The organism is Parerythrobacter aurantius, from assembly GCF_045291475.1.
Classification (GTDB): Bacteria; Pseudomonadota; Alphaproteobacteria; order Sphingomonadales; family Sphingomonadaceae; genus Parerythrobacter; species Parerythrobacter aurantius.
The window spans coordinates 1035590-1049385 of record NZ_CP147985.1; the positions used below are offsets into that span (position 1 = coordinate 1035590).

Below are 13796 nucleotides of genomic sequence, written 5' to 3' on the forward strand. Positions count from 1 at the left end.
CTCCACAATCTGGCCTAGGGGAAGGCGGTAAAGGAGCGTCCCCAGTGGCAAAGAGAATACTGGTTGTCGAGGACAACGACCTCAACCGGAAATTGTTCTGCGACGTGCTGCGGTCAAGGGGGCACGAGGTACTGGGCTGCGACGACGGCCAGCGGGTGATCGCCGCCGCGCGCGAATTCTCACCCGATCTCGCCATCATGGACATCCAGTTGCCCAATATTTCCGGCGTCGAGCTGATCGCGGCGATGAAGAAGGATCCGGGTCTGGCGACCATTCCCGTGCTCGCTGTCACCGCCTACGCCGGCAAGGGCGACGAGGAGAAGATCCGCGATGCCGGCGCAGCCGACTACCTTTCGAAGCCCGTCTCCATCGGCCCCTTCATGGCGGCAGTAGACCGGCTGCTCTGACCCACCTGCCCTTTCGCCGCGCTTGACAATCGCGCCGCAAAGCCGCTTTCCCCGCGCTGATATTCGTTTCCAGCAAGGATACCCCGCATGGACCGCGCCGCAGTCGACAGCCAGATCCGCGAGATCATCGAACCCTTCAACAAGAAAGGGATCGAGATCACCGATGCCAGCACCTTCCAGAACGATCTCGAATTCGACAGCCTGACGGTGATGGATTTCGTCGCCGAGATCGAGGACGCCTTCGACATCATCATCAGCATGAACCAGCAGGCCGAGATCGAGAATTACGGCCAGCTTGTGGACGCCGTCACGAAAATGGCGGGCGACGCCTGATGAGCGAGGGTATCTCCCAGGCCGACCGGCCCGAAGCGCTGGAGGGCGAAGGCGGGGACCTGTTCTCCAAGTTCGACGAGCTGATCGCCATGCGCGCCGGCCTGCTCGCCGGCGGGCAAGAGGACCCCTTCAGCCTGGTGATGGAAAAGGTGCTCAGCCCGACGCAGGCGATCTGTAACGGGCGCGATACCATCCTGCTCGGCACCTACAACTACATGGGCATGACCTTCGACGACGACGTGATCGCCGCGGGCAAGCAGGCCTATGACGATTTCGGCGCCGGCACCACCGGCAGCCGCGTCTTGAACGGCACCTTCTTCCATCACCGCGACGTGGAGGATGCGCTGAAGGAATTCTACGCCATGGATCACGCCATGGTGTTCTCGACCGGCTACCAGGCCAATCTCGGCATCATCAGCACCATCGCCGGCAAGGGCGACTATATCGTGCTCGACATCGACAGCCACGCCAGCATCTGGGACGGCTGCAAGATGGGCGACGCCGAAGTCGTGCCGTTCAAGCACAACGATATCGAGGCGCTCGACAAGCGGCTGGGTCGCATTCCCGAAGGCGCGGGCAAGCTGGTCGTGCTGGAAGGCGTCTATTCGATGCTCGGCGACATCGCCCCGCTGGCGGAGATGGTCGCGGTGGCCAAGAAGCACGGCGCCATGGTGCTGGTCGACGAAGCGCATTCGATGGGCTTCATCGGCGAACATGGCCGCGGCGTGTGCGAGGCGGCGGGCGTGATCGACGACTGCGATTTCATCATCGGGACCTTCTCCAAGAGCGTCGGCACGGTTGGCGGCTTCTGCGTCTCCAACCATCCCAAGTTCGAGATCATGCGGCTGGTGTGTCGCCCCTATGTCTTCACCGCCGCGCTTCCGCCCGCGGTGATGGCCTCGAGCGCGGCCTCGATCCGCAAGCTCATGCACAATGGCAACAAGCGGGCGCATCTGTGGGAGAATTCGCGCACGCTCCACGCGGGCCTGCGCGCGCTCGGCTTCGAGCTCGGGACCGAGGAGCCGCAGAGCGCGATCATCGCCGTGGTCATGCCCGACCTGGAACGCGGCGCGGCCATGTGGGAGGCGCTGCTGAAGGAAGGCCTCTACGTCAACCTTGCCCGTCCGCCGGCGACACCTGCCAACATGACGCTGCTGCGCTGCTCGCTCTGCGCCGAACATACCAGCGAGCAGGTCCAGACCATCCTCGGCATGTTCGAACGCGCCGGCAAGGTGGTGGGGATCGTCTGATCCCTTCGCCTGCGGGCGTGCGGGTCAGTTGATCGAGATCACCCCGTCGACCGCGCGCCATTCGCTCGGGCCGATCAGATGCTGGTGGGCCACCCTGACCGAATGCAGCACCGCCTCGATTTCCCGCCGCCAGAAGGCGAGGAAACGGTCGAGTTCCGGGAAGCGCGGGGCGATGTCGTACTGCTGCATGACGAACATCTGCAGCAGGCTGGGATGGTCCGGCATGTAGTAGTGGATCTGCACGGTCGCGAGACCGTACCCCTCGAGCTGGCGGGCTAAATCGCTGCTGGCCATCGGTGCTTCCCTCCCTTTTTGGCGGACCAGAGAAAAGGCTTGGCGGAATATTTCGCCAAACCGATTCTGCCGTCAAGAGGGGGTCGGGGCGCTTTCCTCCAGCAGCCAGCGCGCAACGAAGACGGCGCACAATGCGCCGGCCATCTGCGCGGCGATGAACAGCGGCGCGTCGGCCGCGGCAATCCCGGCGAAGGTGTCGCTGAGCGAGCGGATCACGGTGATCGCCGGATTGGCGAAGCTGGTCGAGGAGGTGAACCAGTAGGCGCTGACGATATAGAGGGCGACCCCCGCCGGGATCGCCTCGGCGCGGTTTCGCAGCAGGGTCAGAATCACAAGCACCAGCCCGAAGGTGGCGACGAATTCGCCGCTCCACTGGCCGATGCCGGCGCGCGCCTTGGTGCTCAGCTGCAGGATCGGCAGGTCGAACATGAGATGCACCGCCCATGCGCCCAGCGCCCCGGCGGCGATCTGGGCCAGCACATAGAGGATCGCGTGACGCGCCCCGATCTCGCGCCGCATCAGGAAGGCGAAGGTCACCGCAGGGTTGAAATGCGCGCCCGAGATCGGCCCCAGCATGGCAATGAGGACGTAGAGGATCGCCCCGGTCGCGATGGTATTGGCGAGCAACGCGATGGCGATATTCCCGCCCGCCAGGTTCTCCGCCATCACGCCCGAGCCGATCACGGCGGCGAACAGAAAGAAGCTGCCGAGCGCTTCGGCGGCGAGTTTTTGCGCAAGTGCAGGGTGTGCCATCGTCATGGCGTTCGCTTAGCGTGGCCGGCGCGTTACGCGAAGCGGGGATTCGAACAGGTGACGCAGCCTTCTCGAGACTGCGCCACCTGCCTGGTCAGGCGGCTCTTGCGGCCGCTTCCTCTCCGACCGTGATTGCGTCGGGCTCGGCCTTGTTCTCGGGAAAGATCGGCCACAGCAGTTGCTGGCCGAGCGTCGCTGGGGCGAGGTTCTCGACGCCGTAGCTCTGCGGATAGCTGCGGGTGATCTTCGCGGTGCCGAACAGCACGTCCCAGAAGAACAGGAGGTTCCCGTAATTGCCCTTGTAGTGGGTCGCCGGATCGTCGGCATGGCGGCCGTGGTGGGCGTGGTGCGTGGCCGGGGTGGAGATGGTTCGCTCGACCAGCCACATGAGGGGGCTGAGCCACTTGATCCGGTACAGCGGCCGGTCCCAGGCGACGTCGGAGTGCGCGCCGATGATCACCGCCATCTTGACCACCAGATATCCGGCATAGACCCAGCCGAGTCCGAGGTAGACCAGCACCCCGGCGCTCCACAGGCCGGGCATAAGCATATAATATATAACGTTATTTCTGTAGACTAGTCGCACGCTCATGTACTTCGCGTTGTGATGCGCGCGGTGAAGATTGTACAGCCAGGGGAAGGTGTGGCTGGCACGGTGCCACCAATACTGGGTCATGTCCTCCAGCAGCAGGAAAAGTGCTACGCCAGCGAAGACGTTCAGATCCGCCAGCGCCCCTTCCCACTGCGGTGCCACCGCGCCCATGATCGCAGCGGAGAGGAAGACGATGCCCGGCTGGGTCACCGCCAGCAGCATGGTCATGCTCACGCCCTCGACGACGCCGTCGTCGCGGGTCTGCTCGCCCTTGGCAAACAGCTGCGTCCGCCACAGTTCGAGCAGGCCGAAGCCGATGTAGATCGCCAGCACGGCGACGGTCGATCCGGGCATTTCCCTCTCCCCAAACAAGTTGGCGATTCGCTTGCTAGCGTTTACCTGAGCGAAAGAATGTCAAAAGCCTTACATTCCGATGCGACTCGGCGCTCGCTCGTCACGCCCATGCTGTTCGAGGTGCTCGACCCGGCGCTGCGGGCGCACCTCGTTCGCGGGGCGACGCTGCATGCCTTCGAAGACGGCCAGATCATCCAGCAGCGCGGCGATGCGGCGGACGGGTTCTGGCTGATCGAGGAAGGCGCGGTCACCGTGGGCCAGTTCCTGCCCGAGGGCGAGTTTCGCGCGGTAGCCCTGCTCGGCCCTGGCGATTCCTACGGCGAGCTGGCGGTGTTCTCCGGCCAGCCGCGCATCGTCGATGCGGTGTCGCGCGGCCCCAGCACGGCCCGGCTGATCCGGGCGCGGCCCTTCCTCGATGCGCTGGGCAACTATCCCGGCTCGACCCGCGCGCTGATCGGGGCGCTGTCGGCGCAATTGCAGGAGACGCTGTCGTTGCTGGCGGGGCTGCGGCGCGGGACAAACCCGGCGCGGATGGCGGGCCTGCTCGCGACCATGGCCGGCGAACTGCCGGGTCCGGCCCGGATCAGGGTGACGCAGCAGGAACTGGCCGACCTGCTCGGCGTCACCCGCGTCACCGCCAATGCCGCGCTGGGGGTGCTGGAAAAGCGCCGCCTGATCGAGCGCGGTTACGGCACCATCGCCATTCCCGACCGCGACCGGCTGTTGACGGCCACGCTCGACTAGCTGACGCGGGCCGCCTGCTCCATCGTCGCCGCGGAGCATTTGTCCGCCGCCTTCTCGCCCCCGCCGCCCAGCAGGGTGATGGCGAGGAAACCGCCGATCACGAGCGCGATGAAGCCCGCGGTGACGAGGCCCAGGTACTTGTCGATGAAGCGCTTGATTGGCGCGCCGAAGAACCGGAACAGCACGCCGACGATCATGAAGCTGATCGCCCGGCTGACGAGGCTGCCGACCAGGAACAGCGCCAGGTTCATGCCCATGAAGCCCGCGGTGATGGTCAGCAGCTTGAACGGGATCGGCGTCGCGCCCTTGGCGACGAACAGCCAGAAACCGTACTGGTTGAGATAGCACACCGCTTGCGGGAAGCTCTCGGTCAGCCCAAGCGCCTCGAGCAGCTGGGTGCCGACCGTGTCGTAGAGTCCCCAGCCGATGGCATAGCCGAGCACCCCGCCCGCTACCGACGCCAGCGTCGCCACCGCGGCGAAGCGGATCGCCTTCTTCGGTTCGGCAAGGCACATCAGGCCGAGCAGCGGGTGCGGCGGGATGGGGAAGAAGCTCGCCTCGACGAAGCTGAATAGCGCCAGCCACCACACGGCGTGCGGATGCGCGGCCTTGTCGAGCGTCCAGTCGTAAATCCCGCGCAGCGGTTTCATGATCATGTGAGGCAGCGTCCCGTCGAAGTTCGCGCGGCCTTAGGATACCGGCCTCAACCGCGCAACCGAAGACGATTAACCTATTTGGCACTTTTTTGTTGACATCGTCACGCTCTTTGGTTAGATATACGGAACATCGCGATGAACCGAGTCGAGACGGGCGGCCCTGCACCTTGCAGCGCCGCCCGTCGGCGTTTCGGTGCTCTGCAGGAGAATCGCGCAGGACAGGATGACTTTTATGGCGATCAAGACACTGCGTGCGAGCACCAAGCGTCGCAAATCGGTTCGCATCACGCCAGAGCAGCGGGCGGCAGCCGGCGAGGGCAGGATCAGCAAGCACTGGCGCACCTATTTCCTCCAGGAACTCGCCGCCACTTCCAACGTGACCCGCTCGGCGGAATCAGCCGGTGTTTCGCCCAGCCGGGCCTACAAGGCGCGGCGGGAGCATGGCGACTTTGCGGCCGCCTGGCGGGCTGCGCTGGCAGAAGGATACGAACATCTCGAAATGGAGGTTCTGGCCTACCTGCGCGGGACATTGACCGACCGCAAGCTCGACGTGGCCAATGCGCTGCGCCTGCTGACCGCGCACCGCAAGACCGTGGCCGAAACACGCGCCCTGGCAGAGGACGAGGATGAGGAAGCGGTGCTCGAATCGCTCGACGCCTTCATCGAGGACATGCGCCAACGCCGGCTTGCCAACGAAGCCTTGCTGGCAGAAACCGCCGAAGCGATCGACAGGTCATGACCGCTTCGCGTGACGCCGAAGAACTGCTTCAGCTCGAGCCCGCAAAGCGTGCCGCCGTCCTGAAGCAGATGACCGTGCGCCAGCGACTGGCACTACGCCGGTGCTGGCGGGTGTGGGCCCGCCCCGAACAACTCCCTCCACCGGGGCCGTGGCTGCTATGGTTGATCATGGCAGGGCGCGGGTTCGGCAAGACCCGTGCCGGGGCCGAATGGGTTCGCATGGTAGCAGAGGCGAACGGCGCCGCCCGGATCGCGCTGGTGGGATCGTCACTGGGCGAAGTGCGGCGGGTGATGGTAGAGGGCGAGAGCGGCCTGCTGGCGATCGCACCGTCCCGCAGCCGCCCCCGCTTCGAACCTTCGCTGCGGCGCCTGATCTGGCCCGGCGGGGCCACGGCGACGCTCTATTCCGCAGGCGAACCGGAGAGCCTGCGCGGGCCGCAGCACAGCCATGGCTGGTGCGACGAAATCGCCAAATGGGATGTGAGCGGCGGACGCGCCGAAGCGGCATGGGACAATCTGCTGCTCGGCCTTCGGCTCGGTCCGGCACCGCAGCTGGTCGCCACCACCACGCCGCGCCAGGTTCCCCTGGTTCGGCGACTGCTGGCGCAGCAAGACGCCGTGATTGCCCGGGGGACGACCGCCAACAACGCGGCCAACCTTCCGCCCTCCTTCTTGCGGGCGATCCGCCGCGAATACGCCGGGACGACGCTGGGGCGGCAGGAACTGGGCGGCGAACTGATCGAAGAGGTCGAAGGCGCGCTGTGGAGCCGGGCCTTGCTGGAACGGTGCCGTGGCACGGTGGACGACAGGACACATCGCCGCGTCGTCATCGGCGTCGATCCACCGGCGTCATCGAACGGCGATGCCTGCGGGATCATCGTCGCCGCGCAGCTGGAGGACGGCAGCGCGGTAGTGCTGGCCGATTGCTCGATCGAGAAGGCCAGCCCCGAACGCTGGGCCCGCGCTGTCGCGGGTGCCGCCGCCGCGTGGCACGCCGACCGCGTGGTGGCCGAGGCCAACCAAGGCGGCGCCATGGTCGCCAGCGTGCTGCGCGCGGCGGACATTTCGCTGCCGGTCAAGCTGGTCCACGCCGCCCGCGGCAAAGCCGCCCGCGCCGAGCCGGTCGCCGCGCTTTACGAAGCGGGCAGGGTCAAGCACGCGGGCCTGTTCGCGAAGCTCGAGGACGAGCTGTGCGGGCTGATGGCAGGCGGCGGCTACGAAGGGCCGGGCCGCTCGCCGGACCGGGCCGATGCGCTGGTGTGGGCGCTCAGTGAGTTGATGCTGGGGCCGAGTCCGGAGCCTCGAATCTCGAAACTTTGACAAGCCAATAACCCACTCCCCTTGCGGGAGAGGGTTGGGAGAGGGGTCCGTCGCGCCAGCGGCGGTTCACACCACTGCCCCCTCTTCCTCCGCCCCGGATCAAGTCCGGGGCTCCTCCCTCTCCCGCCCTAAGCAAAAGGGGGGAGAGGGGTTTTTCGGAGAACCCCATGTCATTCCTCACCTCCCTGACCTCCGCCTTCAAGGGCGGGGGGCAGCCGCGCGTGCCTGTTTCGCGTGGCTTTGTATCCCCTTGGGCGACGGCCTTTGACGGCGGTGCGCGCCGCCCGTTCGATTATGGCGCGGCACTGCGCGAGGCCTTTGTCGAGAACCCGGTGGCGCAGCGGGCGGTGCGGATCGTTGCCGAGGGGGTGGGCAGCGCGCCGCTGGCCGAGGCGGACGAGCGGCTGCTCGTCCTGATCCGCGCGCCCAGCGCGGGTCAGTCGCTGGTCGAGACCCTGGCGCTGCACCTGTCGCTTCACGGCAATGCCTATGTGCAGGTCGCCAAGGATGCCGCTGGCCAGCCGGTCGAGCTGTTCGCCTTGCGGCCCGAGCGGGTCTCGGTCGTGCCCGGCCCGGACGGCTGGCCGCGCGCCTATGACTATCGGCTGGCCGACCGCACGCTGACCATCCCGCTTGAGGACGAGGACGGCTGGCCCAATATGCTCCACCTGAAGAGCGTCCATCCGGGCGACGACCATTATGGCGCGGGGTGCCTGTCCGCCGCGCGGGCGGCGGTGGCGATCCACAATGCCGCGAGCGAATGGAACCGCGCGCTGCTGGCCAATTCGGCGCGGCCCAGCGGCGCGCTGATCCACGCCAATGCCGACGGCGGCACGCTCAGCCCCGACCAGTTCGAGCGGCTGCGCACCGAGCTGGAGCAGGCCTTCAGCGGGCAGGCGCAGGCCGGGCGCCCGATGCTGCTCGAAGGCGGGCTCAGCTGGCAATCGATGGCGATGAGCCCGGCGGACATGGACTTCGCCACGCTGAAGGAAGCCGCCGCCCGCGACATCGCGCTCGCCTTCGGCGTACCGCCGATGCTGCTCGGCCTGCCGGGGGACAACACCTACGCCAATTACCGCGAGGCCAACCGCGCGCTGTGGCGGCTGACGCTGCTGCCGCTGGCGGGGAAGATCCTCGGCGGGATCGCGGACGGGCTTTCGCCCTGGTTCGCGGATGCATCGCTGGCCGTCGATCTCGACCGCGTCCCGGCGCTCTCCGAGGACCGCGAGAGGCTGTGGGCGCAGGTCAGCGCCGCCGCCTTCCTCACCGACGACGAGAAACGCCGGATGCTCGGCATCACAGGAGAACGCCAATGACCCGCGAAGACATGCTGGCGCGGCTGATCGCGCAGGCGACCCACGAAGGGGGCGATCTCGTCACCCTGCGCGCCATGGTCGAGGAAGCGAGCGAGGTGGGGGCCGAGCGCGCGCTCCACCGGCTCGGCCTGTCCGACGAGAGCGCGCAGGACGATATCGACGAGCTGCGTGAGCTGCTGCAGGCCTGGCGCGACGCCAAGGCGAGCGCGTGGAAGGCGGCGGTCGCGTGGATCGCGCGCGGCATCTTCGCGCTGCTGCTGATCGGCATCGCCGTGCGGCTGGGCGTCGGGGAGATGCTGAAGTGACCCCCGATCAAGTCCGGGGCAGGATCGGCGCGATGCGCCTCGCCGGATATGCAGCGCTGTTCGGTACACCCGATGCCGCGCGCGATACCATCGTCGCCGGGGCGTTTGCGGAGACGCTGAGTTCCCGCCGCGACCCGCTGCCGCTCTACTGGCAGCACCGCCCCGACCAGCGCATCGGCTGGGTCGAACGCGCCGAGGAGGACGCGCGCGGCCTGCGGGTGATCGCCAGCATCGACAACCCCCAAGGCCGCGCCGCGACGCTGCTCGCCCGCCGCGCGGTCGACGGCCTGAGCTTCGGCTACCGCGCACGCGGCTATCGCCACGAACCCACGGGCCGCGTGCTCGAGGAGATCGACCTGTTCGAAGTCAGCCTCGTCACCCACCCGCTCCAACACGGCGCGCGGGTGCATTTTGTCTCGCCCTCAAACGCCGGGCGCGAGCCGTCCGGCTCGCTTGGCTTCCTCGCATAAGCTCGGGCGCGCAGTCGCGCTTGCGGTCGCTGCGCGACCGGGAATTTCTGCCCACCCTCCCCCACGAAAGGTGAACTGCCCCATGGATACCGAAATCCCCGACACCGCTACCCAGAGCTTCGATATCGTCGCCCGCCAGGACCGGATCGACAGCGAGGTCGCATCCCTGCGCTCCGACGTCGACGAGGTGAAGGCCCGCGTCGATCGCATCGGCCGCGCAGCCGCCCGCCCCGCCATCGGCGGCGCCGACAGCCCGGAAGTGAAGGGCTTCGTCGACGGCTACCTCCGCCGCGGCTCCACGTCCGAGATCAAGTCGATCAGCGGCGCAGTGCCGGCCGACGGCGGCTACGCAGTGCCGCGCGAGATCGATGCGGCGATCGCCCGCGCGCTGACCGAGATCAGCCCGATCCGCGCCATCGCCCAGGTCGTCCAGACCGGCACCAGCGGCTATCGCAAGCTCGTCAGCCTCGGCGGCACCGCCAGCGGCTGGGTCAGCGAGACCGCTGCCCGGCCCGAGACCGACACGCCGCAGTTCAGCGAAATCGCCCCGCCGACGGGCGAGCTCTACGCCAACCCCGCCGCCTCGCAGGCTATGCTCGACGATGCCGGGTTCGACCTCGAAGCATGGCTCGCCAGCGAGATCGCGACCGAGTTCGCCCGCGCCGAAGGGGCCGCCTTCGTCCACGGCAACGGCGTGAACCAGCCGCGCGGGTTCCTGAGCGCGCCGACCAGCGAGGACTTCGACGGCGACCGCCCCTTCGGTACGCTGCAATACATCGGCACCGGCGATGCGGCGGGCTTCGGCAGCAATCCCGACGCCAAGCTGATCGACCTCGTCCACACGATGAAGGCCGGCCACCGCCAGGGCGCGAGCTTCGTGATGAACTCCGCGACGCTGGCCGAGGTGCGCAAGCTCAAGACCGCCGACGGCGCGTTCCTGTGGCAGCCGGGCCTGGTCGAAGGCCAGCCCGACCGCTTGCTCGGCTATCCGGTGGTCGAGGCCGAGGACATGCCCGACATCGCCAACGGCGCTTTCCCCGTCGCCTTCGGCAATTTCCGCCACGGTTACCTCATCGCCGAACGGACCGCGACGCAGATCCTGCGCGATCCCTTCACCAACAAGCCCTTCGTCCACTTCTACGCCACCAAGCGCGTGGGCGGGCAGGTGCTCGATTCGAACGCGATCAAGCTGCTGAAGATCGAAGTGTAGTTTGTTTTCCGCACGCCATCCGGCGCGCGAAATCCTCGCTCATGCGACCCGAAGGTCGCGTCGCTGCGGGCGGGCAGTTGCCCTTGCCCTCGCCTACGGCTCGCGTTTCCCCCGCTTGTAAGCCAAGTCGAGGCCTGGACGCGGAGCACGGTCGGCGAGAAGCCGTCCGCAAGCCCGACCGGGCGCCCGCAGCACCGAAGGTGCGAGGATATCGCGAGCGCGGACGCGCTTGCGGAAAACAATAACGTGCCCGCATCGCTGCGCACCTCTCCTCCTGGCGAGCGGTGCGGGCACACCCCTATTCACATCCGGGAGACCGCCATGCAGCGGACACTGATCACGCCGCCCGACATCGGCGGCGCGCTGGCCGAGCTCAAACACTGGCTCGCCATCACCACCACGCAGGACGATGCGTCGCTGGAGGCGCTGCTGCGCGCGGCGCTGGAGACCTGCGAGGCTTTCACCGGCACCATGCCGCTTGCCGCAAGGCTGGAGGAAATCCACGCCGCGACCTGCGAATGGCAAGGGCTCCATGCCTCGCCGGTCCACCTGATCGACGGGGTCGAAGCGATCGCCACCGACGGCACGCGCAGCGCCCTCGCGGTCGGCGACTACGAGATCGACATTACCGGCGACAGCCGCGGGCTCGTCCGCCTGCGCCATGCCGGGGTGATGCGGCGGGTCGCGGTGCGCTGCCTCGCCGGGCTGGTGCCCGAATGGGAGGCGCTACCCGACGGCCTGCGCCATGGCGTGTTGCGCCTCGCCGCGCACAACTACAGATCGCGCGACGGTGAGGGCGGCCCCAACCCGCCTGCCGCCATCGCGGCGCTGTGGCGGCCCTGGCGCCGGATGCGCCTCGCATGATCCGCGCCGAAGCCTCGCCCGCCCCGACGCAGCAGCAACGTTCGCTGACCGAGAAAGCCAGGGCGCTCGTCTTGGCCCACCTCGCCCGCACCCGCGACGCTCAGCGCGCGTGGCGCTCGCCCGCCGCTCTGTGGCCGTTGTTCGGAGGGAGATAGCCCATGGAAATCACCCTGCGCGCCGCGCTGCTCGACTGGCTGCGTGCCGCGCCTGCCCCCATTGCCGCGCTCAACCTCGTCGACGAGCAGGAAACCGGCCGCGCCAGCATGCCGTGGCTGGCGCTGGTCGCCAGCGCCTCGGCCGACTGGAGCGCCAAGGACCGGCAGGGCCGCGAGATCCGCGTCGCCTTCGAGCTCAACCATCGCGGCGATGCGGCGGGCGTGCTGGCCGATACCGTTGCCGCGATCGAGCAGCGTATCTTCGCGCTTCCTCCCGCGCTGCCCGGCTTCACCGTCATCACCACCCGCTTCCTGCGCGCCCGCAGCGAACGGCGGGCGAACAATGTCCGCGCAACGCTGGTGGAGTTCGCCTTCCGCTGCCTGGCGGCTGCTTGAAGCATCGTTTCCCAATCCCTCGTCACCCCGGCCACCGAGCCGGGGTCCCGCTTTCTGCAGGCCACGCGCCAAACTCAAGGAAAGCGGGACCCCGGATCAGGTCCGGGGTGACGGGTAATTTGAACCACCTGATCGGAGAAACCCCATGACCGCCCAGAAAGGCTCCGCCTTCCTCCTCAAGATTGCCGACGGGGCCCAACCGCCCGCATACGACACTGTCGCAGGGCTCCGCACGACGCAGATGTCGATCAATGGCGACTCTGTCGTCGTCACGCACAAGGATTCGGGCGGCTGGCGCGAGCTGCTTTCCGGTGCAGGCACCCGCTCGGTCAGCGTCAGCGCGGCGGGAATATTCCTCGGCAGCGCTGCCGAAGCGCGGGTCCAGGCCCATGCGCTGGCGGGCACGATCGATGATTACGAGCTGTCGTTCGAAGACGGCGCAAAGCTGCGCGGGCGGTTCCTCGTCCAGCGGCTCGACTATGCCGGCGATTTCAACGGCGAGCGCAATTACACCATGCAGCTGGAGAGTTCCGGTGCGGTGGTGCCGGCATGAACAGCCTGAGAGACGAAGCGAGCTTGCACATAAGCGGGCAGGATCGCGTCTTGCGCCCGACCTTCGCCGCCCTGATCGCGGCCGAGGACGAGATCGGCCCGCTGTTCGCGCTGATCGAACGGGCCGGGGCAGGCGGGCTTCGGCTGTCCGAGATCGCCGCGCTGTTCTGGCATTGCCTGGTACAGCGCGAAGGCCTGACGCGCGACGACGTGGGCGAGGCGGTCGCTTCCCAAGGCCTTGCCGCCTGCGCGAAGCCGCTGCGCGCCCTGCTTGGCGCGATCCTGAAGGGCAGCGGATGACTGCTCCCTCCCGCCTGCGGGAGGGGAGGCTTGCCGACACCGTGCCGCGCCTGCTCGCCATCGCTTCGCAGCGCCTGGGCTGGGCGCCCGACACCTTCTGGCACGCGACCCCCGCCGACCTGATGCTGGCGCTCGGCCCGACCGATCCCGGCGCCGCCCCGCTGACCCGCGGCGACATCGCCCGCATGATGGAGCACGACGCCCATGGATGACACCATCGACCAGTTGCTGATCGACGTGCGCGCCAGCACGCAGGGATTCAGCGACGATATCGCGCAGATGCGCAGCAGCTTCGACGGCACGCTCGTCGACGGCTTCGCCAGGGCAGGCGACGTGCTCGAGCGCGGTTTGCTGACCGCGATCCGCAAGGGCTCGCTCGGATTCGAGGACCTGCAACGCATCGCCGCGCGGATGCTCGACCAGATCGCCGCGCAGGCCCTGCAGCTCGGTCTCGACAAGCTGTTCAGTTCCGGGGCCGGAAGTGCGGGGGGCGGACTGGGCGACCTGTTCGGCGGCCTCCTCGGCGGCATTTTCGGCCTGCCCGGCCGTGCCACCGGCGGGCCGGTATCGCCCGGGCGCGGATACCTCGTCGGCGAACGCGGACCCGAACTGTTCGTGCCGACCAGCGCGGGCCGGGTCGAGCCGCCAAGCGCGGGCGGCGGACGCAGCGTCAGCGTCGCCATCCGCCTCAACGCTCCGCGCGGAGCCGATGCGCCGCGCGCCATGCAACGCTCCAGCCGCCAGCTCGCCAGCGCCGTGAGGCGCGCCCTGATCGAAGGATAAGGAC

General features: G+C 67.9%; 20 protein-coding genes. 16 read left to right on the forward strand and 4 right to left on the reverse strand.

Going from position 1 to position 13796, the window contains the following annotated elements:
• The first annotated feature begins 44 nt into the window (after window positions 1–44).
• The 3 genes from WAB17_RS05105 (at window position 45) to spt (ending at window position 1990) form a co-directional block, all read left to right on the forward strand.
• Window positions 45–407 (forward strand): response regulator, encoded by a 363-nt coding sequence (locus WAB17_RS05105; RefSeq protein WP_435418935.1) that lies wholly within the window; start codon window positions 45–47, stop codon window positions 405–407.
• A gap of 87 nt (window positions 408–494) precedes the next feature.
• On the forward strand, window positions 495–740 hold the full coding sequence (locus WAB17_RS05110; RefSeq protein ID WP_435418936.1) for an acyl carrier protein: 246 nt from the start codon (window positions 495–497) through the stop codon (window positions 738–740).
• Window positions 740–1990, forward strand: a complete 1251-nt coding sequence (spt, locus tag WAB17_RS05115) for a serine palmitoyltransferase (RefSeq protein ID WP_435418937.1) — start codon at window positions 740–742, stop codon at window positions 1988–1990. The genes WAB17_RS05110 and spt overlap by 1 nt, the downstream gene beginning before the upstream one ends.
• A 24-nt stretch (window positions 1991–2014) precedes the next feature.
• Here the strand turns inward: spt and WAB17_RS05120 are convergent, their stop codons facing one another.
• From WAB17_RS05120 to WAB17_RS05130, 3 genes are all read right to left on the reverse strand, one after another.
• Window positions 2015–2284, reverse strand: a complete 270-nt coding sequence (locus WAB17_RS05120; RefSeq protein WP_435418938.1) for an usg protein — start codon at window positions 2282–2284, stop codon at window positions 2015–2017.
• A gap of 72 nt (window positions 2285–2356) precedes the next feature.
• The gene (locus WAB17_RS05125; protein ID WP_435418939.1) at window positions 2357–3043 is read right to left on the reverse strand and encodes an aquaporin; all 687 of its coding nucleotides are present in this window, start codon (window positions 3041–3043) and stop codon (window positions 2357–2359) included.
• An 88-nt stretch (window positions 3044–3131) separates the two neighbouring features.
• On the reverse strand, window positions 3132–3983 hold the full coding sequence (locus WAB17_RS05130) for a sterol desaturase family protein (protein ID WP_435418940.1): 852 nt from the start codon (window positions 3981–3983) through the stop codon (window positions 3132–3134).
• A 57-nt stretch (window positions 3984–4040) separates the two neighbouring features.
• On the opposite strand from WAB17_RS05130, the gene WAB17_RS05135 reads away from it, so the two are divergent.
• Entirely contained in the window at window positions 4041–4727 is a 687-nt protein-coding gene (locus WAB17_RS05135; protein WP_435418941.1) for a Crp/Fnr family transcriptional regulator, read from the forward strand.
• Here the strand turns inward: WAB17_RS05135 and WAB17_RS05140 are convergent.
• Complete coding sequence (locus WAB17_RS05140) at window positions 4724–5383, reverse strand: YqaA family protein (protein WP_435418942.1); 660 nt, start codon at window positions 5381–5383, stop codon at window positions 4724–4726. The two genes, WAB17_RS05135 and WAB17_RS05140, sit on opposite strands and share 4 nt — an antisense overlap.
• 232 nt (window positions 5384–5615) lie before the next feature.
• Between WAB17_RS05140 and WAB17_RS05145 the strand changes: the two genes are divergently transcribed.
• From WAB17_RS05145 to WAB17_RS05200, 12 genes are all read left to right on the forward strand, one after another.
• Entirely contained in the window at window positions 5616–6122 is a 507-nt protein-coding gene (locus WAB17_RS05145; protein ID WP_435418943.1) for a hypothetical protein, read from the forward strand.
• Complete coding sequence (locus tag WAB17_RS05150; protein WP_435418944.1) at window positions 6119–7441, forward strand: DNA-packaging protein; 1323 nt, start codon at window positions 6119–6121, stop codon at window positions 7439–7441. The genes WAB17_RS05145 and WAB17_RS05150 overlap by 4 nt, the downstream gene beginning before the upstream one ends.
• Window positions 7442–7608: 167 nt before the next feature.
• The gene (locus tag WAB17_RS05155) at window positions 7609–8757 is read left to right on the forward strand and encodes a phage portal protein (RefSeq protein ID WP_435418945.1); all 1149 of its coding nucleotides are present in this window, start codon (window positions 7609–7611) and stop codon (window positions 8755–8757) included.
• A complete protein-coding gene (locus WAB17_RS05160; RefSeq protein WP_435418946.1) occupies window positions 8754–9062 on the forward strand; it encodes a DUF6127 family protein in 309 nt (102 codons plus the stop codon). Before WAB17_RS05155 ends, WAB17_RS05160 begins: the two co-directional genes overlap by 4 nt.
• A gap of 32 nt (window positions 9063–9094) precedes the next feature.
• Complete coding sequence (locus tag WAB17_RS05165) at window positions 9095–9532, forward strand: HK97 family phage prohead protease (protein ID WP_435419335.1); 438 nt, start codon at window positions 9095–9097, stop codon at window positions 9530–9532.
• Between the two features lie 82 nt (window positions 9533–9614).
• The gene (locus WAB17_RS05170; protein WP_435418947.1) at window positions 9615–10742 is read left to right on the forward strand and encodes a phage major capsid protein; all 1128 of its coding nucleotides are present in this window, start codon (window positions 9615–9617) and stop codon (window positions 10740–10742) included.
• 321 nt (window positions 10743–11063) lie between these two features.
• Window positions 11064–11606: a head-tail connector protein gene (locus tag WAB17_RS05175; protein ID WP_435418948.1), complete on the forward strand. Its 543-nt coding sequence runs from the start codon at window positions 11064–11066 to the stop codon at window positions 11604–11606.
• Window positions 11607–11764: 158 nt separating this feature from the next.
• On the forward strand, window positions 11765–12157 hold the full coding sequence (gene gp17 / locus WAB17_RS05180; RefSeq protein ID WP_435418949.1) for a tail completion protein gp17: 393 nt from the start codon (window positions 11765–11767) through the stop codon (window positions 12155–12157).
• Between the two features lie 145 nt (window positions 12158–12302).
• Window positions 12303–12710, forward strand: coding sequence for a phage major tail protein, TP901-1 family (locus tag WAB17_RS05185; protein ID WP_435418950.1), 408 nt, complete (start codon window positions 12303–12305; stop codon window positions 12708–12710).
• Complete coding sequence (locus tag WAB17_RS05190; protein ID WP_435418951.1) at window positions 12707–13009, forward strand: gene transfer agent family protein; 303 nt, start codon at window positions 12707–12709, stop codon at window positions 13007–13009. Before WAB17_RS05185 ends, WAB17_RS05190 begins: the two co-directional genes overlap by 4 nt.
• On the forward strand, window positions 13006–13221 hold the full coding sequence (locus WAB17_RS05195) for a phage tail assembly chaperone (protein WP_435418952.1): 216 nt from the start codon (window positions 13006–13008) through the stop codon (window positions 13219–13221). The genes WAB17_RS05190 and WAB17_RS05195 overlap by 4 nt, the downstream gene beginning before the upstream one ends.
• Window positions 13214–13792 (forward strand): tail tape measure protein, encoded by a 579-nt coding sequence (locus WAB17_RS05200; protein WP_435418953.1) that lies wholly within the window; start codon window positions 13214–13216, stop codon window positions 13790–13792. The genes WAB17_RS05195 and WAB17_RS05200 overlap by 8 nt, the downstream gene beginning before the upstream one ends.
• Window positions 13793–13796: the final 4 nt, after the last annotated feature.

What these genes read in the sequence shown, in the direction of transcription:
- WAB17_RS05185 (WP_435418950.1), top strand. Translation starts at nt 12,303, where the DNA reads ATGACCGCCCAGAAAGGCTCCGCCTTCCTCCTCAAGATTGCCGACGGG.
- WAB17_RS05170 (WP_435418947.1), top strand. Translation starts at nt 9,615, where the DNA reads ATGGATACCGAAATCCCCGACACCGCTACCCAGAGCTTCGATATCGTC.
- WAB17_RS05130 (WP_435418940.1), bottom strand. Translation starts at nt 3,983, where the DNA reads ATGCCCGGATCGACCGTCGCCGTGCTGGCGATCTACATCGGCTTCGGC.
- WAB17_RS05165 (WP_435419335.1), top strand. Translation starts at nt 9,095, where the DNA reads ATGCGCCTCGCCGGATATGCAGCGCTGTTCGGTACACCCGATGCCGCG.
- WAB17_RS05145 (WP_435418943.1), top strand. Translation starts at nt 5,616, where the DNA reads ATGGCGATCAAGACACTGCGTGCGAGCACCAAGCGTCGCAAATCGGTT.
- WAB17_RS05195 (WP_435418952.1), top strand. Translation starts at nt 13,006, where the DNA reads ATGACTGCTCCCTCCCGCCTGCGGGAGGGGAGGCTTGCCGACACCGTG.
- spt (WP_435418937.1), top strand. Translation starts at nt 740, where the DNA reads ATGAGCGAGGGTATCTCCCAGGCCGACCGGCCCGAAGCGCTGGAGGGC.
- WAB17_RS05200 (WP_435418953.1), top strand. Translation starts at nt 13,214, where the DNA reads ATGGATGACACCATCGACCAGTTGCTGATCGACGTGCGCGCCAGCACG.
- WAB17_RS05125 (WP_435418939.1), bottom strand. Translation starts at nt 3,043, where the DNA reads ATGACGATGGCACACCCTGCACTTGCGCAAAAACTCGCCGCCGAAGCG.
- WAB17_RS05110 (WP_435418936.1), top strand. Translation starts at nt 495, where the DNA reads ATGGACCGCGCCGCAGTCGACAGCCAGATCCGCGAGATCATCGAACCC.
- WAB17_RS05190 (WP_435418951.1), top strand. Translation starts at nt 12,707, where the DNA reads ATGAACAGCCTGAGAGACGAAGCGAGCTTGCACATAAGCGGGCAGGAT.
- WAB17_RS05150 (WP_435418944.1), top strand. Translation starts at nt 6,119, where the DNA reads ATGACCGCTTCGCGTGACGCCGAAGAACTGCTTCAGCTCGAGCCCGCA.
- WAB17_RS05120 (WP_435418938.1), bottom strand. Translation starts at nt 2,284, where the DNA reads ATGGCCAGCAGCGATTTAGCCCGCCAGCTCGAGGGGTACGGTCTCGCG.
- WAB17_RS05175 (WP_435418948.1), top strand. Translation starts at nt 11,064, where the DNA reads ATGCAGCGGACACTGATCACGCCGCCCGACATCGGCGGCGCGCTGGCC.
- WAB17_RS05155 (WP_435418945.1), top strand. Translation starts at nt 7,609, where the DNA reads ATGTCATTCCTCACCTCCCTGACCTCCGCCTTCAAGGGCGGGGGGCAG.
- WAB17_RS05140 (WP_435418942.1), bottom strand. Translation starts at nt 5,383, where the DNA reads ATGATCATGAAACCGCTGCGCGGGATTTACGACTGGACGCTCGACAAG.
- WAB17_RS05160 (WP_435418946.1), top strand. Translation starts at nt 8,754, where the DNA reads ATGACCCGCGAAGACATGCTGGCGCGGCTGATCGCGCAGGCGACCCAC.
- gp17 (WP_435418949.1), top strand. Translation starts at nt 11,765, where the DNA reads ATGGAAATCACCCTGCGCGCCGCGCTGCTCGACTGGCTGCGTGCCGCG.
- WAB17_RS05135 (WP_435418941.1), top strand. Translation starts at nt 4,041, where the DNA reads ATGTCAAAAGCCTTACATTCCGATGCGACTCGGCGCTCGCTCGTCACG.